We start from the raw sequence: 25,492 nt of genomic DNA on the forward strand, positions 1-25,492 counted from the left end.
GCGTCGACTAAACGTGCAGCGTGCGCGGGCCCTCCCGACGGGAAACGAAAAAGCCCGGTTTAAAACCGGGCTCGAACAAACACGCCTATTGACAATGGCTTTCTCATATTAGAAGAAAAAGGCCAGAGGCTTATCACCTCTGACCTGTGCTTTTGATGGTGGGCGATACAAGATTCGAACTTGTGACCCCATCCGTGTGAAGGATATGCTCTACCCCTGAGCCAATCGCCCGTCGCCTTTCGGCAAAAGAGATACTAACATAGCAACGCGAGGATTACCAAGAACTTTTTGGCTTCGATTTTAAAATCGTATGCCGGACCACTCCGACACAATCCGTGTTTACGGCATACTCGCAGCACAACGACCTGTTCCTACACTCGTCGTCAAAACCAGCAGCTAAACCAATTTTCATACGGCAAGACCTTCTCGTAATAGGTGTCGAAGATCTTGGGATGCTCGTACTCGTAAATCCCGCTGGACCACGCCACCATTTATTGAAATGATTAAACCTTTTTATAGACTTGCGCCGTAACGCCCGCCACGAACACAGTCAACGAATTGAGCCTATGTATAAGAAAAAAGCCTCCGGTTTTCGAAGGCTTTACATTCACGATGGTGGAGACGAGGGGGATCGAACCCCTGACCTCTTGACTGCCAGTCAAGCGCTCTCCCAGCTGAGCTACGCCCCCGTGACGAGGAGATACTATAGGGGAAGATCCTTGGTTGTGCAAGAAGTTTTTTGGATTGATCTTCTTACTTACGGGTTTTCCTGGGACGGGGCTGAATTAGCTGGTTTTGGCTTAGCCAAAACCAGCTAATTAACCCACCGTCCCGATAAAACCCTCACGCGGCGATTGCCTACTCGCCAACCGTCCCGATAAAACCCTCACGCGGCGATTTCCTGCTCGCCCACCGTCCCGATAAAACCCTCACGCGGCGATTGCCTACTCGCCCACCGTCCCGATAAAACCCTCACGCAACAAATACGCTATTGCAGTGCCAGAGTGAACTTCGATCTTTGCGGTGGATCTTACTATGTTGCTGATGCCGGTGTCGGCTAACAGGCCTAGAGGGCTGTGGTCCAGTTCCCATTCTAGGCCGTGTTCGCTTACTACTGTCCCAGGGGCTATGGCGATGATCGAGAACGTCTTGCCCTCGGCACCCTCGATGATCCACGACTCGCCTGCGTGAAGGATGCGGGCGACCACCTTGTCCTCGGCAATCCAAGTGGGGGCGTCCGCATAGCCTGCCAGTAGCCCTAACACAGACAGCGCCATGTCCGGGCGACCGCCGGTGGCGCAGGTCGCAACCACCTCGGCACCCGGCCAGCGACGGCGGACCGAATCGAGCGCCAACGCTAGATCGGTATAGTCCTTGTAGGGGTCGTGGCGCTCAACCTCAAAGGCCTCGGCGGCATCGACCAACGCGCGACCGGTGTCGCTCACCGTGTCGGCATCTCCTACATACACGTCGCAACCGAGTCCCGCGCCTAGCAGCGCGTCGAGCCCGCGGTCCACGGCGACAACGTGGTCGCACTCCCCCGCTAGTCGACGCAACAGATCCGCGCTCGCCACCACCGGTGAGCCGCAAACAACTAATACTTTGCAAGCCACGGCCCTCGCCTAGCCCTTAAACGCAAGCACACGGGCCAGGTCCAGGTCTTCATAGCTATCGATAAAGATATCGCAGTTATCGCGAACCTCGTCGCGCTCCATACGGCCGTGCGGGTCATAAATGCCCACGCGCTTAAAGCCTGCAGTGCCAGAGCTCTTAAGGCCAAAGACCGCGTCCTCAAACACCCACGCGCGCTCAAACTGGTGCCCGTGGCGCTCCTCAAGGCGGCGCAGCGCCAGCTCGTACACATCGGGGAACTGCTTGGAGCGGCCCGCCTCGCCCGTCGTGGTAATAAACTCCATATAGGCGTCGAGCCCCGCACCCGCGAGTGCGGACTGCACCAGCTCGGCCGGCGTGGACGTGGCCACGCACATAGCAATGCCGGCCAATTTCGCCTGCTCCAAAAATGCCAGGAGCCCCTCGCGCGGCGGCACCTTGGAGTAGCCATCGATCAGGATGTCACTCAGCTCGCGATACAGCTCCTCGCCATTTTCGCCAATGCCCCACGTGTCGTGGTAGGCCTGGCACTCGTCCTCGAGCGACAAATGCTCAAACTGGGCAAAATCGTCAATCGTTACATCAATGCCGTGACGGTGCAATAACTCGGGCTGCGCATAGCCCCAAACGGGGGTGCTATTTACCAGTGTGCCGTCGCAATCAAAAATAAAAGCAACATTAGAGGCGGCTTTGTGGTTCATTCGCAAACCTTTCAATGTCAAATGGTAAACAACCTGCTAAAAACGTTTTACCAAACGTAAATCTAAAAATTTTGAAACCCTAATTGGTAAAACTGTCAAGAGTTTTACCATCGCAATTCTGTCAGTGGCATAAACATGGCGCTCACCGATTAAACGCCACCGTAAATCCACTTTCGTCCATAAAACTAACGGACAGGTGTTATTGTGGTTTTTGCCGAAAGTTCCACCGAGCACGCGAGGTGGGACGACTCATAGAGCTATCGCCGTCCCTTCGATTCGTGCAGCCTTGGACCTTTCGCATCTAGTCACCAAGGCAACACGCTGCCGCGTCATGATGGGATCAAACGTGAGCGATACAAAGCTAAAGCCAGCAACCAAAAAGCCCGCTACCCGTAAAACCGCCCCGCACGCACCGGAGCTCACCAAGGACGATGTCTATCTGTTTGGCATTGGAATGTGGGAGCGCAGCTGGGAAAAGATGGGCGCGCATCCCGACACGCAGCAGCGCACGCGCGGCTGGCGTTTTTGCGTTTGGGCGCCCGACGTTAAGAGCGTCCACGTTATCGGTGAATTTAACAATTGGGACGAACAAGCCAACCCGCTGGTGCCCGTACACACGAGCGCTATCTGGGAAGGCTTTATTCCTGGCGCCGAGCAGGGCCAGCTCTATAAATACCTCATCGAGACCAACGAGGGCGAAAAGCTCTACAAGGCCGATCCGTACGCCTTTAAGGCTGAGTGCCCTCCGGGAACGGCGAGCGTGCTGTGGACCCTCGATGGCTACCAGTGGAACGACGCCGCGTGGCTCAAGCGCCGCGCCGGCCACAACCACATGTCGCAGCCGCTCAACATCTACGAGGTGCATATTGGCTCGTGGAAGCGCCACGGAGACGAGCCACAGGGCGAGCCGGACGAGTACGGCAACTACCCCGGTCCCATGGACCCCTTCCCTGCGCAGCGCGGCGAGTTTTACACCTACGACGACCTGTCGGTGGAGCTCGTGGACTACGTGCGCGATATGGGCTACACGCATATCGAGGTCATGCCGCTTATGGAGCACCCCTTCGATGGCTCCTGGGGCTACCAGACGACCGGCTACTTTGCCGCCACGTCGCGCTACGGCAACCCGCAGCAGCTCATGCACTTTATCGATGCGTGCCACGAGGCGGGCATCGGCGTAATTATGGACTGGGTGCCCGGCGGTTTTTGCGCCGACTCCCACGGCCTTGCCACCTTTAACGGCCACATGCTGTTTGAGCACGAGATTCACCCCAACTGGGGCACGCACAAGTTTGACTTCGCCCGCGGCGAGGTCCGCTCCTTCTTGGTCTCCAACGTGCTGTATTGGATCGAGAACTTCCATGTGGACGGCATTCGCATGGACGGCGTGTCCAGCATGCTGTACCTCAACTTTGGCATTGACGATCCTGGCCAAAAGAAGTTCAACAAGTACGGTACCGAGGAGGACCTGGACGCCAGCGCGTTTATCCGTCAGGTCAACTGCGCTGTTGAGGCACACTACCCCGACGTGATGATGATGGCCGAGGAGTCCACCGCGTGGCCGCTTGTGACCTATCCGCCGCAGGACGGCGGCCTGGGCTTCCACTACAAGTGGGACATGGGCTGGATGAACGACACCCTGCACTACATGCAGACCGATTTTCCGTGGCGCCCCGGCAACCATGGCTTGCTCACGTTCTCCATCATGTACGCCTTTACCGAGAACTTTATCTGCCCGCTCAGCCATGACGAGGTCGTGCACGGCAAGTGCTCGCTCATCGGCCGCATGCCGGGTGACTGGTGGCGCCAGTTTGCCGGCCTGCGCACGCTCGCCTTCTACCAGATGACGCACCCCGGTGCCAAGCTCAACTTTATGGGCAACGAGATCGGCCAGTTTATCGAGTGGCGCTACTACGAATCTATTCAGTGGTTCTTGACCGAGCAGTATGAGACCCATGCACACCATCAGGCGTTCATTAAGGCGCTCAACCACCTGTATACCGCCGAGCCCGCCCTGTACGAGCGCGGCTACAATGACGACGGCTTTACCTGGATCGACGCGGACAACTCCAAGCAGTCCATCGTGAGCTTTGTGCGTCAGGGCGAGGACGTCGATGACGACCTCGTGATCCTGATCAACTTTGACCCGGCGGCCTACGAGAGCTTCCGTGTGGGCGTGCCGCGTGAGGGAGACTGGGAGGTCATCTTTGACTCCGACCGTCCCGAGTTTGGCGGCAGCGGCTATGCTGGCGAGGAGCCCTACACCTGCTCGAGCGAGCCCTATCCCTGGAACGGGCAGATGGACTCCATCGAGATTAAGGTGCCCAGCCTGGCAGGCGTGGTGCTTAAGCGTCGCGGCCCCAGCAGCTATAAGCCGCCCGTGGTCGAGGAGCCCAAGAAGGCGACCCGCAAGCGTGCGTCCTCGGTAAAGCCCAAGCCAGCGGCCGCCAAGAAGGCTCCGGCCAAGGCAAAGGCTACGACGACCAAGGCCAAGGCTAAGGCCGCCGCAAAGCCCGCTGCCAAGGCTACCGCGACCAAGAAGCCGGCTGCCAAAAAGGCCGCTACCAAAGCCAAGTCTGCTTCTGTTAAGTCATCACCTAAGGATGCGTAACAAAGCCGTTACAGCTGTAATTACCCGCCCCAGCGGGGCGTAGGATACAAGTCACAACCGTTCCGGGAGAAACATCCCCGGGGGAAAGGAACGTATGAATAAGATCTTCGACAACAAGCAGGAGTTTACCGAGCTTTATCGCGATGCCGTCATGAGCATTAGCGGCAAGAGCGTCGAGGCCGCCAGCGACCTGGATCGCTTTAACGCCTTGGCCAAGCTCGTGGCCGAAAAGGCCCGCACCGTTGCCACCAAGAGCGACGCCCGCGCCACCGCCGAGGGCAAGAAGCGCGTGTACTACTTCTCGATCGAGTTTTTGATTGGCCGCCTGCTCGACAACTACCTGCTCAACTTTGGCGTGCGCGACATGGTCGCCGAGGCGCTCGACGATATGGGCCTTGACCTGTCCGTCATCGAGAGCCAGGAGCCCGATCCGGCGCTGGGCAACGGTGGCCTGGGTCGACTGGCCGCATGCTTCCTGGATTCCATGGCAGCCGAGGGCATTGCCGGCTACGGCAACGGCATGCGCTACCGCTACGGCCTGTTTAAACAGGAGATCGTCAACGGCAGCCAGGTCGAAACCACCGACGAGTGGCTCACCAACGGCTATCCCTGGGAGGTCCGTCGTCAGGACAAGGCCGTGACCATTAAGTTTGGTGGCCGCGTCGAGGGCTTTGAGGAGAACGGCCGCACGTTCTATCGAACCGTGGACACGCAGGACATCCTGGCCGTCCCTTACGACATCCCCGTGGTGGGCTATGCCGGCGAGACCGTCAACAAGCTGCGCGTCTGGGCCGCTGAGCCGGTCGAGGAGCACTTCGATCTGGAGGCCTTCAACCGCGGCGACTACGCCCTGGCCGACGCCGAGCGCGCCGAGGCCGAGGCCATCAGCGCCATCCTCTACCCCAACGACGCCGGCGAGCACGGCCGTCTGCTGCGTCTAAAGCAGGAATACCTGTTTGTCTCGGCCGGTATCTACAGCCTACTCGACACCTTTGAGAAGGAACACGGCGCGAACTGGGAGCTGCTGCCGCAGTTTGTGGCCATCCACACCAACGATACGCACCCCGCCATGTGCGGCCCCGAGCTTATGCGCATCCTCATCGACGAGAAGAAGCTCGAGTGGGATGACGCCTGGAACATCGTGACGCAGGTCGTGAGCTACACCAACCACACCATCCTGCCCGAGGCCCTGGAGAAGTGGCCCATCGGTACGTTCTCCAAGCTCCTCCCCCGTGTGTACCAGATCATCGACGAAATCAGCCGTCGTTGGCATGAGTCGTTCGATACGACGCAGGAAGGCTGGCAGGAGCGTCTGCGCCAGACCGCCATCCTATGGGACGGCGAGGTTCGCATGGCCAACCTGTCCGTGATCTGCAGCCACAGCGTCAACGGCGTGGCCAAGATTCACTCCGATATCATCAAGAACAATGTGCTCAAGGACTTCTATGCCCTGACGCCCGAGAAGTTCAACAACAAGACCAACGGCATCTCGCACCGTCGCTTCTTTGCCGAGGCCAACCCCACCTACGCCAAGCTCGTGACCGAGGCCATTGGCGACGGCTGGCTGAAGGACGCCTTTGAGCTTGAGAAACTTAAAGGTTTTCAGAACGACACCGAGTTCCTTAAGGCCGTGGGTGCCTCCAAGCGCGCCAATAAGGAGCGTCTTGCCGCCTACGTTAAGGCCGAGACCGGTCTGGTCATTGACCCCAACACCGTCTTCGATGTTCAGGTAAAGCGTTTTCATGCCTACAAGCGCCAGCTCATGAACATCATGAAGGTGATGGACATCTACAACCGTCGCATCGCCAATCCCAACTTCCACGTGACACCGACGACCTTTATCTTTAGCGGCAAGGCTGCCTCGAGCTACACCTTTGCCAAGGAGACCATCCGCCTCATTAACTCCGTTGCTGAGGTCATCAACAACGACCCGCGCGTCAACGAGGTCATGAAGGTCTGCTTTATCCCCAACTTCCGCGTGAGCAACGCCCAGCTCATCTACCCCGCCGCCGAGATTTCGGAGCAGATTTCCACAGCTGGCAAGGAGGCCTCGGGCACGTCCAACATGAAGCTCATGATGAACGGCGCCATTACGCTGGGCACCCTCGACGGAGCCAACATCGAAATCGCCGATTTGGCCGGCCGCGAGAACGAGGCGATCTTTGGCCTGACCGCTCCCGAGGTCGAGCAGCTCTGGGCATCGAACAGCTACTTTGCGTGGGATACGCTCAACAATGATCGCGAACGTCTGGGCCGCGTGATGGATGAGCTCAAGGACAACACGTTTGCCGGCCTTTCGGGCAACTTTGAGAGCATCTACAACGAGCTTATGAACAACAACGACCCCGACCTGGTCATGGCAGACTTCCGCAGCTACGTGGATGCATGGGAGAAGCTCACGGGCAGCTATGGCGACCAGGAGACCTGGAACCGCAAGGCCCTGCTCAACACCGCCTCGAGCGGCTGGTTCTCGAGCGACCGCACCATTCGCGAGTACCGCGACGAGATCTGGCACGCTTAAAGGCCGCGAGTTCCCTTTGCCGCACGGCATTACTCGACGGGCGCGACCGAGCGCCGCGCCCGTCGCTAATGGGTTTAGGAACATCGATGACAGAAGGAGAATTCGATGAGTAAGAAAGAATGCATCGCGATGCTCCTCGCAGGAGGACAAGGAAGCCGATTGGGGGCACTCACCCAAAAGATCGCTAAACCGGCGGTTAGCTTTGGTGGCAAGTTCCGCATTATCGACTTTTCGCTGTCCAACTGCTCCAATTCGGGCATCGACACGGTGGGCGTTCTGACGCAGTATCGCCCCTACCTGCTGCATGCCTATGTGGGCTCTGGCGAGGCGTGGGATCTGGACAGCCGCGACGGTGGCGTGTCGATCCTGCCGCCGTACGAGACGCAAACCGGTGGCGCATGGTATGCGGGCACGGCCGACGCCATCACGCAGAACCTCGACTACATCAAGTCCAACGACCCCAAGTACGTCCTGATTCTTTCGGGCGATCATCTGTATCGCATGGACTACCGCAAGATGCTCAAGACGCACATTGAGAACAACGCCGACCTCACGGTGAGCGTTATGCCCGTGCCGTGGGAGGAGGCCAGCCGTTTTGGCATCCTGACCACCGACCCCGAGGACGGCCGCATCACCAAGTTCACGGAGAAGCCCGAGAAGCCCGATTCGAACCTCGCGTCCATGGGCATCTACATCTTCTCGGCCGACGTGTTGGTCAAGGCGCTCGAGGAGGACGCTCTGGACCAGCGCTCGAGCCATGACTTTGGCAAGGACATCATCCCCAAGCTGCTCGGCGAGGACAAGCGCCTGTACAGCTACGAGTTCCACGGCTTTTGGAAGGATGTTGGCACCATCGCCAGCTTCCACGAGACCTCGATGGACCTGCTGGGCAACAACCCCGAGTTCGATCTGTTTGACAAGAGCTTCCCCATCATGTCCAACATCACCACGCGTCCGCCGCACTACATTGGCCCGGACGGTCGCCTGGACGACTGCCTGGTCTCCAATGGTTGCAAGATCTACGGCACCGCTCGCCACTCGATCCTTTCGACCGATGTCATCATCGAGGAGCGCGCCGTGGTCGAGGACTCCGTGCTGCTGCCGGGTGCGCATGTTAAGAGCGGCGCGCACATTTGCCGCGCTATTTTGGGCGAGAACTCCACGGTCGAAGAGGGCGTGAAGCTCGGCTCTGTCGATACCACCAAGGATACGGCCGTCGTTGGAAATGACGTCGTTGTCGGGAAGGGGGAATAATCCGATGATCAATCGCAAGGCCATCGGCTATATCACCGCTAACTACTCTTCGACCTACGGCAGCGTGCTGCTCAAGGATCGCCCCATCGCGTCCGTTCCGTTTTTGGGCCGCTACCGCCTGATCGACTTTCCGCTGTCCAACATGATGAATGCCGGCATTAAGACCGTCGGCGTTGTCATGCCGGGCAACTACCGCTCGCTGATCGACCACGTGGGCTCGGGCAAGGACTGGGGCCTGGACCGCAAGAATGGCGGCCTGTTCATGGTGCCCGGCAACGCGTATGGCACCACCAAGGGCGGCATGCGCTTCTTGCTCCGCGACATCATCTCCAACAAGACGCTGTTCCAGCGCTCGGACAAGCCCTATGTTGTGATGATGGGCACCAACGTCATCTTTAACATGGACCTCAACACCATCATCGAGGCGCACGAGAAATCCGGTGCCCAGATGACCGTGGTGTACTGCAAGGCCACGCACAACGTCGAAGACGAGACCAAGCTCGATATCAACGAGAACGGCCGCCTGACGGGCGTGAGCGCCGGCGTCGCGTACGGCGACAACGCCTCTATGGACTGCTGCATCGTCAACCGCGAGACACTGCTCCAGATCATCGACCACTACCAGGCCGCCGACTATCTGGACCTGCTCGAGGCACTCCAGGGCGACTTTGGCAACATCGACGTGTGCAGCTACAAGTACAAGGGCGAGGTCGTGGGCGTGTTTAGCGAGAAGTCGCTGTATCGTCGCAGCATGGCCCTGCTCGACCAGACCGTGGCCGATCAGCTCTTTGACCCCGAGCGCCCGATCCTGACCAAGGCCCACGACGTGCCGCCTTCGCGTTACGCGACCGGCAGCCACGCCTGCAACTCGATCATCTCGGCCGGCTGCATCATCAAGGGCACCGTGCGCAACTCGATCCTGTCGCGCGGCGTTGTGATCGAGGAAGGCGCCTCGGTGACCAACTCGATCATCAACCAGAGCTGCATCATCAAGAGCGGCGCCCGTGTTGAGAACGCCATCTTGGACAAGAACAACGTGGTTCCCACCAACACCGAGCTTCGCGGTACGCCCGAGAACATCCTGGTGCTGGGCAAGGCTCCGTTAACTTCCGATACCACCATCGCTCGTTAACGTTGGCACCACATAATCGCACGTAACTTGTAGAATAGTCGCCCGGTTAGCGCCAGGCGACTATTCTCGAATTGCAACATGGGAGACAAAATGGCACAAACCAGCAAAAAGATGCAGATCGTGTTTGCCTCGGCAGAGTGCGCGCCGTTTGTTAAGACCGGTGGCTTGGGTGACGTGGCGGGCTCGCTGCCTGCGGCACTCGTGCGCGCTGGCGCCGAAGTCATTGTGATGGTGCCCAAGTACGCTACCATCAAGGACGAGTACAAGGCGCAGATGGAGCACTTTGCCGACTTTTACGTGAGCCTGAGCTGGCGCAACGAGTACTGCGGGTTGGAGAAGCTCGAGCACGACGGCGTCACCTATATGTTCGTGGACAACGAGCACTACTTTGCGCGCGACTATCCCTACGGCTTCTTTGACGACGGCGAGCGCTTCGCGTTTTTCTCCAAGGCCATCACCGAGAGCCTGCAGCACCTGCCCGAAGGCTTTGAGTGCGACATCCTGCACTGCAACGACTGGCAGACGGCGCTGGCACCCGTGTTCTTGCGAGAGTTCTACCAAGGCCTGCCGCTGTACGACCGCGTCAAGACCGTGTTCTCGATCCACAATGTGGCGTTCCAGGGTCAGTTTAGCGACACCGTGATGGAAGACATACTGGGTATGGCGCATATTCCGGCAGCCGCCACGCAGCTGCGCTGTGACGCCTGCAGCATTAACTATATGCTGGGCGCGCTGCACTATGCCGATGCCATCACCACGGTGAGCCCCACCTATGCGGGCGAGATCCAGACGCCCGAGTTTGGCGAGGGCCTGGACGGCGTGCTGCGCGAGCGTTCGTACGCTCTGCAGGGTATCCTCAACGGCATTGACGTTGTGGGGTTTGATCCGGCGACCGACAAGCGCATTGCCGCCAACTACACGGTTGATGACCGTGCGGGGAAGGCCGTATGCAAGGCCAAACTGCAGGAGGAGTTGGGGCTCGAGATTCGCGACGACCGCCCGCTTATGGTGATGGTCACGCGCCTGACGCGACAGAAGGGCATGGACCTGGTCATGTACGCGCTCGACCGCATCCTGTCCGGTGGCGTTCAGGTGGCCGTGCTGGGTACCGGCGACCGCGACTACGAGGACGGTCTGCGCTACTTCCAGGGCAAATACCCCGGCACCATGGCGGCGCGTATCGAGTTTGACCCGGCACTTTCGCAGCGCATGTACGCCGCCGCCGATATGTTCCTGATGCCTTCGAAGTTTGAGCCCTGTGGCCTGTCGCAGATCATCGCCATGCGCTACGGTACCCTGCCCATTGTGCGCGAGACCGGTGGCCTGAAGGACACCGTGCAACCGTACAACGAGTTTACCGGCGAGGGCACGGGCTTCTCATTTAGTCACTTTAACGGCGACGAGATGGGTGACGCGGTGTTCCGCGCGGCTCGCCTGTTCTGGGATAACCGCAAGGCCTGGGATCAGCTGGTCACACAGGCCATGAGCCAGGACTTTAGCTGGACACGTTCGGCCGATAAGTATCTGGACCTGTACTTCTTTATGCACCCGGAGATTGAGAGGCCGGTGGCAGTGGAGGCTGCTGCGGCTGTGGAGGAGCCGGTGGCTGTGGAGGAGCCGGTTGCCGCTGAGGCCGAGCCTGCGGCACCCGTTAAGGAGCCCGCTGCTGCCGAGGCCGAGCCTGCGGCACCCGTTAAGGAGCCCGCTGCTGCCGAGGAGCCCAAGGCCGAGGAGAAGCCGGCTGACGACGGCGAGGTAAAGCCCACGGCGAAGCCTGCCGCCAAGAAGACGACGACCCGCAAGACGACGGCTAAGAAGGCCACGACCGCGAAGGCCGCTACGAGCAAGACCACCACTGCCAGGGCAACCACCACGCGTAAGCGTACGACCGCCGCTGCCAAGAAGGCCGTCGAAGCCGAGGCCGCTCCCGAGGTAAAGACCGAGGCCACCGCTGAGGCTACCACTGCCGAGGCTAAGACCGCGGCAAAGGCTCCGGCCAAGACCGCTGCCAAGAAGACGACCGCGACCAAGACCGCGACCGCCAAGAAGGCCACGGCTACGAAGTCGCCTGCGACCAAGGCTGCTACGACGAAGGCCGCCTCGAAGACGGCCCCGAAGGCTGCTGCAAAGCCCGCCGTCAAGGTCGAGGAGGCACCCTCCGAGCCCAAGGCCGAGGCAGCTGTAGAGGCAAAGCCGGCCACCAAGACCACCACACGCAAGCGCGCCACGACAACGGCCAAAAAGGCTACGACCAAGACAGCCGCTCCCAAGGCAGAGGCTAAAGCCAAGGACAAACCCGCAGTAAAGGCCGAGCCGGAACCGAAGGCCGCCGAGGTCAAGACCGCTCCAAAGGCTACGGCAAAGACCGAACCCGCCAAGAAGGCCCCGGTCTCCCCCGCCGCTCCAGCCGAGGAAAAGGCTCCGACCAAGAAGACCTCCGTCCGCAAGGCAACGGCCACCCGCAAGCGCCGCTAGCCCACAGACGATCTAAAACTTAATAAAAACCCTAAACAAGGGGCGCTCAAACCGGGCGCCCCTTCTCTGTAGTTAGTTGATAAAACGATTTTCTAGGACAACCGTTCGCCGATAGTGAGCGACTGTGGTTTATACAACTAAAGTGCAACGGATATACTTATGCACTGTGCGTTAAGCCCATGACCCGCTGGCCATGATTGTATAGAACTGGACCGTACTATGAGATTGATACACAACAGCCGCCTGACGCAGTTTCGCACTCCTTTTGGCGCTGTGACCACTGGAACTTCCGTTTCGCTTTCGGTGATTTTGGAGGATGCCGACCCCAACCAGGCAACGCTCACCCTGCGCACCTGGGTTGACGGCATCGGAGAGACCTTAATCCCCATGGAGCACAAGGGCGATGGCATCTTTACCGGTGAGCTCAACTGCGCAGAGCCCTGTCTTATATGGTACAGCTTTATATGCAATAACGAAGGCCAGTCCGAGGTCCGCTTGGGTGCGCCGCAGGGTCGCACCGGCGGCGAGGGCGTTGTATACGACTACGCCGAGGTTCCGTCCTTCCAGATTACCGTCTACAAGCACCGCGAGAACCGTCCCGCTTGGTACGAGCACGGCATGGTCTACCAGATCTTCCCCGACCGCTACGCCCGCGACGAAAACTGGCGCGAACGCACGCTGGCCGAGGTCGAAAAACCGCGTAAGGGAATCCAGCGTCGCATGGTCGAGGACTGGAACGAGCCGCCCGTGTACGAGCGTGCCGAGGACGGATCCATCAAGACTTGGGATTTTTACGGCGGCTCGCTCAAGGGTATCCAAAATGACCTGCCCCGCATCGCCGAGCTGGGCTTTACGGCCATCTACCTCAACCCGATCTTTGAGGCCGCGAGCAACCACCGCTACGACACGGCCGATTACACCAAGATCGACCCGATTCTGGGAACCGAGCAGGACTTTACGGAGCTATGCGAGGCGGCCGAGAAGCTCGGCATTTCCATCATCCTGGACGGCGTCTTCAACCATACGGGCGACGACTCGATCTACTTTAACCGCTACGGCAACTATCCCGGCGTCGGCGCGTGGCAGAGCGAGGACTCCCCGTGGCGCGATGCGTTTACCTTCCACGAGGACGGTTCGTATGACTGCTGGTGGGGCGTGAGCAACATGCCCGCCCTCAACGAGAATTCCGAGCTCGTGCGTAAAAAGCTTCTGGGCAAGGACGGCGTCATTCGCAAGTGGCTGCGCGCCGGTGCCCACGGCTGGCGACTCGATGTGGCCGACGAGCTTTCCGATGACTTCCTGGCCGATATCAAGGCCGCCGTGCTCGAAGAGAAGCCCGATGCGCTGCTGCTCGGCGAAGTCTGGGAGGACGCCTCCAACAAGATCAGCTATGGCCATCTGCGCCGTTATCTGCAGGGCTCCGAACTCGATTCCGCCATGGACTACCCCTTCCGCGACATGGTCATCGGCTTTTTGATGGGCTACAGAGATGCCTATCAGGCTGCCGAGGACATCGAGACACTGCGCGAGAACTACCCGCGCGAGGCACTGGCCTGCGCGCTCAATTTGCTTTCGAGCCACGACCGTCCGCGCATTATCTCGGTGCTCGGCGGTGGTCCCGACGAGTCGCAGCTACCCGAGAGCGAGCGTAGCAAATGGCGCTTGGACGAGAACTCCATGGACCTGGCCAAGAGGCGCTTTTGGTTGGCGACGCTCATGCAGATGACCTTCCCCGGCGTGCCCTCGATCTATTATGGCGATGAGTACGGCCTGGAGGGCCTCACCGATCCGGGCAACCGCCGTACCCTGCCGACAAAGGACCAGCTCCACGATTTCGATACGTTGGCCATCGTGAAGAACGCATCCGCCCTGCGCCGCGCGTTGCCTTTTATGGTTGACGGCGAGATCAAGGCCTTCGCGCTTAACGACGACGTCCTAGCCTACACCCGCACGGGCAAAGACGGCGAGTCCGCGACTGTTATCGTCAACCGCAGCCTGCGCAATTCGCACCGCGTGACGATTCCGGCGCTCGGTGAATGTGCGAGCGACGTGATCAGCGGTCACGAGTGCGAGATCCACAACGGTACGGTCACGCTCGACCTGTACCCGCTGGGCTCTTCGATCATCTATCACCATGCCGAGAGGCGCCTGCAAGAGCCGCTCGATCATGGCGCGGGCGTCGTGTGCCACATCACCTCGGTGCCGACTGACGATGGCAAGCCGGGTACGATCGGCGCACCCACGCGCCGCTTTATCGACCACCTGGCCGCCATGGGCATGCGCTACTGGCAGGTCCTGCCCGTCAACCCGACGGATTTCTTCCGCTCCCCCTATGCCGGACCCTCGGCTTTTGCGGGTAACATCGACCTGCTGCCCGAGAGTCACGAGGAGCTGGCCGCCGACTTCGCTTCTTGGAAGGCCCGCGGCGGCGAAGATGCCGACCCGCTGTACACCGCGTTTAAACATCGCAATGCCGATTGGCTCGAGAAGTACTGCGTCTACATGGCCGTTAAGAAATACTTTGAGGGCGAGTCGCGCCACAATTGGCCGGCAGATGTCGCGCGCTACAACGAGCATCTGATCGACGACAAGCGCTTCCACGACGAGGCCGAGCTTCAGGCCTACATGCAGTACCGCTTTGACCTGGCTTGGTGCGAGCTCATGAACTATGCGCACAAGAAGGGCATCGAGGTCATCGGCGATATCCCGATGTATGTATCGGACGATTCGGCAGATGCGTGGAGCGAGCCCGAGAACTTCTGGCTGTCCGATACCGGCAAGGCAATCGAGATATCCGGTGCGCCGCCCGACAACTTTGCGCCCGAAGGTCAGGTGTGGGGAAACCCCACCTTCCGCTGGGATCACATGAAGGAGAGCGGCTATCGCTGGTGGCTCGATCGCCTGCGCCGAGCGTTCGCGCTCTACGACCGCGTGCGCCTGGACCACTTCCTGGGCTTCCACAACTACTTTAGCATTCCCGCTGGCAAAGCCTGTGCCGACGGCCGCTGGCTTGCTGGTCCGGGCAAGGACCTGTTCCAGACCGCCTACGACGAGCTGGGTCCGCTCAATTTTATTGCCGAGGATCTGGGCTATCTGACGCCTGGCGTTCGCGCTATGGCTTCGACCTGCGGTTTTCCCGGCATGGACGTACTGGAGTTTAGTGACTACGACGTTCGCTGCGGAATTCATCCCACGCCGGGCAAAATCCTGTACACCTCGACGCACGACACTTCGACGCTCGCTGGCTGGTGCACGCGCTCCTTTGCAGGCGGCGACGAGCCGAGCGGTGTTGAGGTGGCGGCCAAGCTGATGGGCGACGCGCTCGCAAGCGACGCCCCCCTGGTGATCATGCCGCTGCAGGATGTCCTGGGGCTGGGCGACGACGCACGTATGAACGTGCCGGGTGTAGCCACAGGCAACTGGACGTGGCAGGCACAAGAGGCAGACATTGCGGAGGCCGAAGAGAAAACTGCGAAGCTCCTGCGCAGCACCCATAGATTCTGGGGCGAAGCGTGATAAAACCCCCGATATAGGGTACAGTTACAAACGTTTGAATTATTGCGGGCAGAGCGATCTGCCCGCTTTGTGCTGAAAAGGAAGTATTATGGCGCGCTACGAATATAAGTGCACGAGCTGCGGCAACGTTTTTGAGGTTGAGCACCCCATGTCCGAGACTCCCGAGGTTGTATGCCCCAGCTGCGGCGCCCCGGCATCCAAGACGTTCTCGGCCAGCGGCATTAAGTTCGACGGCAGCGGTTTCTACAACACCGACCAGCGCAGTGGCGGGTCCAGCACCAGCGCCACTAGTGGCTGCTGTGCCGACTGCCCGCATAACCACTAGCGACAAGCGGTCCCGACACCCAGGCTTCCTGATGAGTTGCGGTGAAATAGTTCCTGAATCAGCCCTTTCAACGGCCAAACAGGATCCATTTCACCGCAACTTTTCTTTAGATCGGATTTCGGGCTGATGCTAAGTTTGTAACATTTCAAAACCCTGCCGGATTACGGGGCCGAATTGGCAACCTCTATCCATTCCGGTAATTTGCAAATTTCAACAAACCATCTACCTGCGGTTTTATTTAGGCCATTTTTGCTGTGGTCAGGCATCACCAATCTTGCCCCGTAATCCGCTCTACTTTTGATAGCAGCAAGTATGAAACGGGGCTATTTTTCCCACTCTTTAGCTAATTTGGGACGGGGCTTTTTTAGCTGTCCCAGCTGATAACGCAAATGTTTGGCCGACTGGCGGCCAGGGCAGCTAAAAAAGCCCCGTCCCAAATTAGCTACCCTTGGAATCCGTTTTACTTGCGGACCAGTCTGGCGCAGAAGTGGCCGTCGTAGGAATCGGCGTTTGCGGGGACGCTCTGGAAAAGTCCACGGTCGTTCTGGCGTACGGAGACAAGCTTCTTGGCCTGCGCGAAATCGGGGAGCTGCAAAATCTGGGCTTCGGAGAGGGGTGCCACGGTAAAGCCGGCGCCCTCGGGAGAGGCTAGGAAGGCATCAACGACCTGCGTGTTCTCCTCGTCGAAGACCGAGCAGGTGGCATAGATAAGCTCACCGCCGGCAGCCACGCGCGCGGCTGCTTCCTTGAGCATCGTCAGCTGCAGGCGGGGCAGCTCAGTCGTAACGTCGCCCTCGGCAAGGCGCCAGGGAATCTCGGGATGACGGCGCATGGTGCCGGTGCCCGAGCACGGAGCATCGATAAACACCGTGTCGAACAGGGCAGGCTCGCCAAGCATCGCGTCAAAGGACGTGAGCACCTCATTGAGCTCGCAGGCATCGCCCGACACCGTACGAACACCCGTAATACCCGCCTTATGCAGACGTGCGAGATTCTGGTCGCACTTGCGGTCGTGCAAATCGAGTGCGGTGTGCTGACGGTCGTAACCGGCACGCTTGGCCTGGCACATCATCACATAGGTCTTGGTGCCACGACCGGCGCCAATCTCTAGACAACGCCCGGGACGGGTCGCCGCGGTAGCGATGAGCTGGGCGTTAAGGTCCGAGGCCACGGCAGCTGCGCGCTCAAACACACCCGACGCAACCGTTGCCTGCGCGTCGACCGGCGCATGGCAACCCGGGAACACGGGTGCCACAAGCTGCGAAATGTACGGATCGGGTTTGGTTGCAAAGGCATTCTCGTGCAAAGCCAGCGGCGCGGGCGCCAGATTGCCGGCAAAGCCGAGCGCGCCCTCGGGTGTATCGAACGACGCCATAATGCGAGTGCACAGCCAGCGCGGCATGCCCATCAGGCGAGATAGGCGAACCAAACGGCGCTCGGACTCATCGGCATCCGCCGCAGTGGCAAAGTCCTCGACGTTGTTCGCAACCTTATGCAGCACGGCGTTCGCCAGACCGGCGGCAGACTTAGCACCGCTGCGCACGAGCTCAACGCCCTGACTCACCGCAACGCGACCCGGGGTATGCAGGTAGAGCATCTCGAAGGCCGAGATACGAAGTGCCATGCGCACACGAGGCGCGACCTTTTTGGGCTTATCGAGAAACTGGTCGAGCAGCTCATCCAAAATGCCCTGGGTGGCTGCAACGCCCAGTGCCAAACGAGCGGCGAAAGCAGAATCGCGCTGGTCAATGGCCTTGGCCGAGGCGCGGGACGAGAGCACGTCACGCGCGTACATGCCGCGGCGATCGGCCTCCATCAAAACATCAAGCGCGAGCTTGCGCGCGGGGGAAAGCCTACTCATGACAAAACACCCCACGAAAGATCCGCACCCTGCAGGCCGGCAGCCCAGGCAGAAGCAGCCATAGCACGCTTACCATCGGGCTTAACCTCGAGCAGTTCGACCGCGCCATCGGACAGGCCCAGGTAGACGCGCTTGGCCTGAACGGCGACGAGCCCTTCGCCAAGCGATACATCTGCCGGTGCGGCATCGAGGACGCGCACGGTCTTGCCGGCAATCACGCAGCGAGCGGGAGCGGTGTCGGAAGAGGCAAGCACATGACGCACGCAATCAAGCGCCCCCATCTGCGGATCCAGACGCATCTCCTGCTTGGAAATCTTGGCAGCATGCGTGACAAGGAACTCATCCTGCTCAGTCCAAACAGCCGAGCCATCGGCAAGCGAGGGAAGCGTATCGGCAAGCAACTTACCGCCCAGCTCACCAAGCTCCATGGTCAGTGCCTCGGCATGTTTACCGGCAACCGAGGTCGACACCTGCGCGCAATAAGCGCCCGTATCCACGCCATGCCCAATGCGCATAATGGAAACGCCGGCAACCTCGTCAGCAGCAAGAATGGCACGCTGAATGGGAGCAGCGCCACGCCAACGGGGCAGCAGCGAAGCATGAACATTCACAATACCGAGCGGCGCCATATGCAGCACCTCATCGGGCAAAATGCAGCCATAGGCAGCCACACAGAAAATATCGGCATCAGCAGCCTTAAGCCGATCAATAACATCCGGCGTCATACGATTTGCCTCAACAACGGGCAGACCAAGCTCAAGCGCCTTGGCCTTAACAGGAGACGGCTCCAGCTTTTTACCACGCCCGCGAACAGCATCGGGACGCGTAATTACCAGCGCAATCTCATTCCCAGCCTCAACAAGCGAAGTCAGCGACGGCACCGCGAAATCGGGCGTACCCATAAACACAATACGCATCAAGAACGTCTCCCCTCAAACAAAACCGAGACGGCTACAAATAACAGCGGAAAGCCAAGTCGCCAGCCCATACGCAATAACAATTCAACAAGAACAAATATACCCAAAACCAAAGAAAGAGCCGCAATAAAAGCAGCTCTTCCAACAAAGCAATTATCAGCGAAGACGCCCCTCCCTGGCCCGACGGCACCCGAGCGAAAAGGAGCACGAAAACGCAGTCCCCTTCCGCCGCAGGGCTTAGGTTATTGCTCCACGCGCAGTTCCGCACGAGCCGAAGAGCACTTAATGTGCTCTTCGTGCGAGCAGGACTGTTTGAGCATGGAGCAAAACCTAAGCCCTGCGGCGGAAGGGGACGGTGGGACCTACTCCGTCTCGCCCGGTCGAGCGCCGCGGGCCAGGGCGTCCTGGTACTCCTTGACGGCCTTGATGCGCTGCATCGGCTTGAGTCGCTCGAACATGGTGTTGCCGTGCAAGTGATCGATCTCGTGCTGCAGGCACACGCAGAACAGGTCGCCTGAGGCCACATAGCGAATCAGGTTGGCATCCAGATCGTATGCCTCGACAACGACATGGTCGGGACGCTCGATCTCGCAGCTAATGCCGGGGATGGAAAGACAGCCCTCGCTAAACGGCACCAGATGGTCACTCTGCTCAACAATGACAGGGTTGATGAGCACGTAGGGGTCATAGTCGTTCTTGTCGGTGTAGTCGCAGTCGATGGTGACGAGCTGGATGAGCTCGCCGATCTGCGGGGCGGCCAGGCCGCAACCGCCGTTGTCGAACATCATCTTCTTCATCTTCTCGGCAAGCGCCTCGATCGCCGGGGTGATCTCCTCGATAACGGCGCACTCCTGGCGCAGACGAGGGTCGGGCGAAAGTACGATTCCGTTGGCTTCCATGGCCATCCTTTCGGGTTGTTACATCAAATCATAGGCGTCGACGTCAACGCTCACGCTCACGCCACGCACAGAGCCCACCTCTTTGAGGCAGGCGTCGATATCATCAGAGACATGGTACCCTACCGGCGACTTTACAAGCAGATGGAAGCGATAACGGTCTTTGGCTCTCTCGATTACACACGAAGCCGGGCCCAGCACCTGCGGCACGACACTTCCAGCCCGCAAAAAGTCGGGCGCGGCGGCATGCCAGCGGCGCTTGAGAAGCTTTGCGATGCGCCCAATGTAGTCCTGCGCATTATCACGATTCGCCGACCACACCAAAATGTTGACAAGACGCACGAAAGGCGGGTACAACGCGTCTCGGCGCTGGTCCAGGTCGTAGTCGGTAAAGATCGAACGATCGTGCTCGGCAACGGCGCGAATGACCGGGTCCTCGGGCAGATACGTCTGGATGATAACCTCGCCGGGACGATCGCCGCGACCGGCGCGACCGGCGACCTGTTCCAGCAAATCGTAGGCGCGCTCCCCCGCCCTAAAATCGGGCAGCTTTAACGCAAAGTCGGCATTGACCACGCCCACGAGCGTGACCTCGGGAAAATCGAGGCCCTTGGCAATCATCTGGGTGCCCAGCAGCACCGCGCAATCGGCGGCATCGAACTGCTCGAGTAGTTTTTTGTGCGCGTCCTTGCCGCGCGTGGAATCGGCGTCCATGCGAATGATGGCGACATCCTCGGGCAGTATCTGGTGTAGGGCGTCCTCGATCTGCTGCGTACCCAGCCCCATTTTTGCCAGGTAGCGGCTGCCGCACTTGGGACAACGACTCGTGGGCGCCGGATAGGGCTGCACGCGCCAGGACGATCCGCAGGTGTGGCACTGCAGCGTGTGCGTGCGCTCGTGGTACGTGAGCGCGGTAGAACAGTGATTGCAGGTGGGGACGCAGCCGCACTCACGGCACATCAAAAACGGCGCAAAACCGCGGCGGTTGTGCAGCAGTACGGCCTTCTCGCGGCGCTCGACCACGCGTTCCAAGCCCTCCATCAGCGGTTTTGAGAACATGGAGCGGCTGCCGTGCGCGAACTCGCGGCGCAGATCGGCAATCCGGACCGTGGGCAGCACGGCGTGTCCCGGGCGCTCGGGCATCTCGACACGCGTCCAGGTGGCACCGTTGTACATACCGCGGCGACAGCGGTCGAGGGCCTCGGCCGAGGGCGTGGCGGAGCCCAACACGAGCGGGCACCGATAGCGGCGCGCCATCTCGGCAGCCACCTCGCGCGCATGGTAGCGCGGGCTGGAGCCCTGCTTGTAGCTGGTCTCGTGCTCCTCGTCGATAATGATGAGACCAAGATCGCCGAGCGGGCAAAAGAGCGCCGAGCGGGCGCCCACAACCACGCGCGCGGCACCGCTGGCAACCATATCCCACTGGTCCAGACGCTCGCCGGCCGAAAGACGCGAGTGGAAGACCGCGACCGTCTCGCCAAAGCGCGAACGAAAGCGGCCGACGGTCTGGGCCGTCAGCGAGATCTCGGGCACGAGTACGCAGGCCGAACGGCCGGCCGCCAGCACGCGCTCAATCGCCGAGAGGTAAACCTCGGTTTTACCGGAACCGGTGACGCCATCGACAAGGACCACGTCGCCATGGGCATCAAGGCGGGCGCGTTCAATCTGGGCGAGCGCCTGCTGCTGGCCGTTTGTAAGAGAGACCGGCGCCTTGCCGCTTGCCGAGGACAACGTGGTCTGCTCGCTACACCCACGCCAGGCGCGGCGCTCCTCCACCACCACGACGCCGCGTTTTTCGAGCGCTTTAATGGTCGCCGACATGCTGTTGTAGAGCAGGTTGAGGTCGCGCGTCGTGACCGGGCCGCATTGGAGCGCGTCGATGAGCTGACGCTGACGGACCGCTGTCTTAGGCGGCGTGTAGTCGAATCCCTCGGGCGTGAGCATGACCCAACGGTTTTGGATGGGTTTTACGGCGGGGCGCTCAACGGTCCACACGCCGTCATCGCCTTTCACGACACGCGGACTGCCGCCCGGAGGCAAGAACAGACGCAGGCACTCGGAAAGCGTCGCGACGTACTCGTGGCTCATCCAGCGCGCAATGCGTGCAGCCTCGGCGGTAAAGAGCGGCTTGCTGAGGATGGCCTCGATGGGCTTGATGCGCAAGGGGTCGAGGGCGTCGTTGCCTTGCAGGTCGCCCAGCTCGGGCGCGATATCGACGATATAGCCCGCGGCCGCACGGTTGCCAAAGCGGACCAGGACCGTGGACCCGATCTGGGCATCGTTGGCAAGAGACTGCGGGATGCCGTAGTCGAATGGCTCGGAGAGCGCACGGGTCGGGATGTCGAGGACCACGCTCGCGTAGGCGGAGACGGGTTCGGGTGCGAGCTCGGGCTGCGCCGGGGCGGCGGCAGGGGCCGTGGACTTCGGAGCTTCCTTAGGTTCCGGCGAACCAAACAGCGACAGTTGCTCGGCCATGGTCTCTGTACCTCCCATCCCATACGTCTTTAGAAACAAGAGCCCCGCTCGGGTGAACGGGGCTCGGATACATGCGTTTACGCAGCTGCTACAGCGCCATCGTACGGGCGCGGTCGATACGCGCCAAGCAGTCGTCGCGACCGACGAGCGCCATGGTCTCGCCCAGCGGGGGGCTCACCATGTTACCGCAGACGGCGACGCGCACAGCTTGGAACACCACGCGCTTCTTGAGGTCCATCTGCTCGGGCAGCGGCTCAAGCGCGGCGTCGATGTTGTCAGCCGCCCACTCATCCACGCCCTCGAGCGCGGCCTTGGCGGCATCCAGAATGGCGCCCATGCCTTCCTTGGCCAGACCCTTGTTGACAGACTTCTCGTCATACTCGAGCGTCTCGGCCGTGGCAAAGATGGGAGCGGCGACGGTCACGGCGTCGGCCGGCATCTTGGTGCGCGGCTTGACGATGGCGGCAAGCGCGTCGATCCAGTCCTCGCCGTACTCGATGTTACCCTCGATCATACCGGCCTCGTGCAGCTCAGGGACCATGATCTCGTCGGCAAACTGGGCGTCGGACATGTTGTTGATATACTCGGCATTGACCCAGTCGAGCTTTTTGGGGTCGAAGGTCGCCGGGTTCTTAGAGATGCGGTCGAGCGAGAACTTGCTGGCCAGAACATCGCGCGGGATGATCGTGGTCTCGCCGTCGAGCGACCAGCCGAGCAGCGCCAGGTAGTTAACGAACGCGTCGGACAGGTAGCCGGCGTCGCGGTACTCCTCCACCGAGGTGGCGCCGTGGCGTTTGGAGAGCTTCTTGCCGTCGGCACCCAAGATCATGGAGATGTGGGCGAATGTGGGAACGGGGGCGCCGAGGGCCTCGTAAACCATGACCTGGCGCGGGGTGTTGGACAGATGGTCGTCGCCGCGGATGACATGGGTGATCTTCATCATGGCGTCATCGACGACGGTCGCGAAGTTATACGTGGGCGTGCCATCGGAGCGGAAGATGACGAAGTCGTCGAGCTCCTTGGCATCGAAGGTGACCTCGCCGTGGACGGCGTCGTGGATGACGACATCGCCGCGGTCCTCGGGCACCTTGATGCGAAGGACGTAGGGCTCGCCGGCCTCGATGCGGCGGCGTGCCTCCTCGGGATCGAGATCGCGACAGCGGCGCTGATAGCCCTGGAAGGGGTCTTTACGCTCCTGGGCGGCCTTACGGTCGGCCTCGAGCTGCTCCTTGGTGCAGAAGCAGGGATAGGCCTTGCCCTCGTCCCAAAGCTTCTGGGCGGCCTGCTTGTACAGGTCCAGGCGCTCGGTCTGGGCATAGGGGCCATAGTCGCCACCAACCTCGGGACCCTCGTCCCAGTCCAAGCCCAGCCAACGCATAGCGCGCAGAATGATCTGCGTGTTCTCGTCGGTAGAGCGGGTGGGATCGGTGTCGTCGATGCGCAGGATGAACGTGCCGCCGTTTGCGCGGGCAAAAGCCCAGTTATAGATAGCGGTGCGGGCGCCGCCGATGTGCAGCTTGCCCGTCGGTGAGGGTGCAAAGCGGACGCGAACGTCTGATGCCATGGAAATCTCCTCGATTGCAGGATGGATGTCTAACCGCACCAGTATAAAGCAACAATGCCCACCTCCGCACAAAGGGCACCGACCCAGCCATCGAAGCTGGGTAGCTAATTTGGGACGGGGCTTTTTTAGCTGCCCCGGCAGGCTATCGGCTAAACCAGCAAACAATCAGCCGGGGTAGCTAAAAAAGCCCCGTCCCAAATTAGCTACCTCATGAGTAGGTGCGGAAAGGGTGTGAATGTTGGATTTACGCGCTATGATGTGCCCCTGCATACAGAGCCCAGCGGAATGGTAACGGTCGCTGGGACACGTTATTCGAAAGGACAATCATGTCAGAAGAGCTTCGTTCCATCCCGCCCCAGCAGGGGTCTTTTGTGTTTACGTCGGAGTCGGTGACCGAAGGCCATCCCGATAAGATCGCCGACCAGATCAGCGATGCCGTCCTCGACGCAATCCTCGCCAAAGAAATAGAGCTGCAGGAGCAGGGCTATATTGCGCCCAACGGCGTGCCCGCCAACGTGGAAAACGTCCGCTGCGCCTGCGAGACCCTCGTGACCACCGGCACCGTCATCGTCGCCGGAGAGATTCGCACCCAGGCATACGTCGACGTGCAGGAAATCGCCCGTGGCGTCATCCGCCGCATCGGCTACAACCGCGCCAAGTTTGGCTTTGACTGCGATACCTGCGGCGTCATGAGCCTCATCCACGAGCAGTCCCCCGATATCGCCCAGGGCGTCGACGAGTCATTTGAGACCCAGACCGGCGCCACCACCGACCCGATCGACCTGATCGGTGCCGGCGACCAGGGCATGATGTTTGGCTACGCCTCCAACGAGACCAAGACCCTCATGCCCATGCCGCACTACCTGGCAAGCCGCCTGGCGGAACGCCTGTCCGCCGTGCGCCACGACGGCACCCTGCCCTATCTGCGCCCCGACGGCAAGACCCAGGTCACCGTGCGCTACGAGGACGGAAAGCCCGTGGAGGTCACAACCATCGTCATCTCCACGCAGCACGCTGCCGAAGTTGAGGACATGGGCAAGATCAAGGCCGACCTTATCGAGCATGTCATCGCACCCGTCATGGATGCCGAGAACATGCCGTGGGATGGCGCCGATATCTATGTGAACCCCACCGGACGCTTTGTCGTGGGCGGCCCCATGGGCGACACGGGCCTGACCGGCCGCAAGATCATCGTCGACACCTACGGCGGCTACGGCCGTCACGGCGGCGGCGCCTTTAGCGGCAAAGACTGCACCAAGGTCGACCGCTCTGCCGCGTACGCCGCTCGCTGGGTCGCCAAGAACGTAGTCGCCGCCGGCCTGGCCGATCGCTGCGAGGTCGAGCTGGCCTACGCCATCGGCGTGTCCAAGCCGTTGTCGATCATGGTCGACACCTTTGGCACCGCGCATATTGCCGAGGACAAGATCGTCGAGGCCGTGGAGAAGACCTTTGACCTGCGCCCGGGCGCAATCATCCGCGACCTGGACCTGCGTCGCCCCATCTATGAAAAGACGGCAGCCTACGGTCACTTTGGCCGCGAAGACGCCGACTTTACCTGGGAGAAAACGGACCGCGTCGACGAACTCAAAGCTGCCTGCGGCCTGTAAGCCAGCGGCAAAAGCCACAGCCAAAT

Annotated in this window: 15 protein-coding genes and 2 tRNA genes; 8 read left to right on the forward strand and 9 right to left on the reverse strand. The window is 60.4% G+C overall.

Features of this window, described 5'->3' with window-relative positions; genetic code table 11:
* Positions 1 to 156: 156 nt before the first annotated feature.
* The 4 genes from ACTQX9_RS06725 to ACTQX9_RS06740 all read right to left on the reverse strand — a co-directional run bounded on the left by ACTQX9_RS06725 (position 157) and on the right by ACTQX9_RS06740 (position 2,312).
* Positions 157 to 231, reverse strand: a tRNA-Val gene (locus tag ACTQX9_RS06725).
* A 382-nt stretch (positions 232 to 613) separates the two neighbouring features.
* A tRNA-Ala gene (locus tag ACTQX9_RS06730) sits at positions 614 to 689 on the reverse strand.
* Between the two features lie 255 nt (positions 690 to 944).
* A complete protein-coding gene (locus ACTQX9_RS06735; RefSeq protein ID WP_441540821.1) occupies positions 945 to 1,613 on the reverse strand; it encodes a thiamine diphosphokinase in 669 nt (222 codons plus the stop codon).
* Between the two features lie 9 nt (positions 1,614 to 1,622).
* Positions 1,623 to 2,312 carry an HAD family hydrolase gene (locus ACTQX9_RS06740; RefSeq protein WP_441540822.1) on the reverse strand — a complete coding sequence of 230 codons (690 nt, stop codon included), beginning with the start codon at positions 2,310 to 2,312 and terminating at the stop codon, positions 1,623 to 1,625.
* A 331-nt stretch (positions 2,313 to 2,643) separates the two neighbouring features.
* On the opposite strand from ACTQX9_RS06740, the gene glgB reads away from it, so the two are divergent.
* The 7 genes from glgB to ACTQX9_RS06775 all read left to right on the forward strand — a co-directional run bounded on the left by glgB (position 2,644) and on the right by ACTQX9_RS06775 (position 16,146).
* The gene (glgB, locus tag ACTQX9_RS06745; RefSeq protein WP_427793556.1) at positions 2,644 to 4,923 is read left to right on the forward strand and encodes a 1,4-alpha-glucan branching protein GlgB; all 2,280 of its coding nucleotides are present in this window, start codon (positions 2,644 to 2,646) and stop codon (positions 4,921 to 4,923) included.
* 94 nt (positions 4,924 to 5,017) lie between these two features.
* Positions 5,018 to 7,444 (forward strand): glycogen/starch/alpha-glucan phosphorylase, encoded by a 2,427-nt coding sequence (locus tag ACTQX9_RS06750; RefSeq protein WP_427747385.1) that lies wholly within the window; start codon positions 5,018 to 5,020, stop codon positions 7,442 to 7,444.
* A gap of 105 nt (positions 7,445 to 7,549) precedes the next feature.
* Positions 7,550 to 8,698: a glucose-1-phosphate adenylyltransferase gene (locus ACTQX9_RS06755; protein ID WP_154518056.1), complete on the forward strand. Its 1,149-nt coding sequence runs from the start codon at positions 7,550 to 7,552 to the stop codon at positions 8,696 to 8,698.
* A gap of 4 nt (positions 8,699 to 8,702) precedes the next feature.
* The gene (glgD, locus tag ACTQX9_RS06760) at positions 8,703 to 9,830 is read left to right on the forward strand and encodes a glucose-1-phosphate adenylyltransferase subunit GlgD (RefSeq protein ID WP_441540823.1); all 1,128 of its coding nucleotides are present in this window, start codon (positions 8,703 to 8,705) and stop codon (positions 9,828 to 9,830) included.
* A gap of 90 nt (positions 9,831 to 9,920) precedes the next feature.
* On the forward strand, positions 9,921 to 12,305 hold the full coding sequence (gene glgA, locus ACTQX9_RS06765) for a glycogen synthase GlgA (protein ID WP_441540824.1): 2,385 nt from the start codon (positions 9,921 to 9,923) through the stop codon (positions 12,303 to 12,305).
* Between the two features lie 219 nt (positions 12,306 to 12,524).
* Positions 12,525 to 15,821, forward strand: a complete 3,297-nt coding sequence (locus ACTQX9_RS06770) for a 4-alpha-glucanotransferase (RefSeq protein ID WP_441540825.1) — start codon at positions 12,525 to 12,527, stop codon at positions 15,819 to 15,821.
* An 88-nt stretch (positions 15,822 to 15,909) separates the two neighbouring features.
* A complete protein-coding gene (locus ACTQX9_RS06775; protein ID WP_154518065.1) occupies positions 15,910 to 16,146 on the forward strand; it encodes an FmdB family zinc ribbon protein in 237 nt (78 codons plus the stop codon).
* A gap of 460 nt (positions 16,147 to 16,606) precedes the next feature.
* Here ACTQX9_RS06775 and ACTQX9_RS06780 read toward each other — a convergent pair whose 3' ends face one another.
* The 5 genes from ACTQX9_RS06780 to gltX all read right to left on the reverse strand — a co-directional run bounded on the left by ACTQX9_RS06780 (position 16,607) and on the right by gltX (position 23,859).
* Positions 16,607 to 18,007, reverse strand: coding sequence for an RsmB/NOP family class I SAM-dependent RNA methyltransferase (locus ACTQX9_RS06780; RefSeq protein ID WP_441540826.1), 1,401 nt, complete (start codon positions 18,005 to 18,007; stop codon positions 16,607 to 16,609).
* On the reverse strand, positions 18,004 to 18,924 hold the full coding sequence (gene fmt, locus ACTQX9_RS06785) for a methionyl-tRNA formyltransferase (protein ID WP_441540827.1): 921 nt from the start codon (positions 18,922 to 18,924) through the stop codon (positions 18,004 to 18,006). The genes ACTQX9_RS06780 and fmt overlap by 4 nt, the downstream gene beginning before the upstream one ends.
* A 362-nt stretch (positions 18,925 to 19,286) precedes the next feature.
* The gene (def, locus tag ACTQX9_RS06790) at positions 19,287 to 19,823 is read right to left on the reverse strand and encodes a peptide deformylase (protein WP_441540828.1); all 537 of its coding nucleotides are present in this window, start codon (positions 19,821 to 19,823) and stop codon (positions 19,287 to 19,289) included.
* 18 nt (positions 19,824 to 19,841) lie between these two features.
* Positions 19,842 to 22,295 (reverse strand): replication restart helicase PriA, encoded by a 2,454-nt coding sequence (priA, locus tag ACTQX9_RS06795; RefSeq protein WP_441540829.1) that lies wholly within the window; start codon positions 22,293 to 22,295, stop codon positions 19,842 to 19,844.
* Positions 22,296 to 22,383: 88 nt separating this feature from the next.
* Entirely contained in the window at positions 22,384 to 23,859 is a 1,476-nt protein-coding gene (gltX, locus tag ACTQX9_RS06800; RefSeq protein ID WP_441540830.1) for a glutamate--tRNA ligase, read from the reverse strand.
* A gap of 326 nt (positions 23,860 to 24,185) precedes the next feature.
* Between gltX and metK the strand changes: the two genes are divergently transcribed.
* Positions 24,186 to 25,466 (forward strand): methionine adenosyltransferase, encoded by a 1,281-nt coding sequence (metK, locus tag ACTQX9_RS06805; protein ID WP_441540831.1) that lies wholly within the window; start codon positions 24,186 to 24,188, stop codon positions 25,464 to 25,466.
* The last annotated feature ends 26 nt before the right edge of the window (positions 25,467 to 25,492 follow it).

This window comes from Collinsella sp. LCP19S3_F2, from assembly GCF_052121015.1.
Classification (GTDB): domain Bacteria; phylum Actinomycetota; class Coriobacteriia; order Coriobacteriales; family Coriobacteriaceae; genus Collinsella.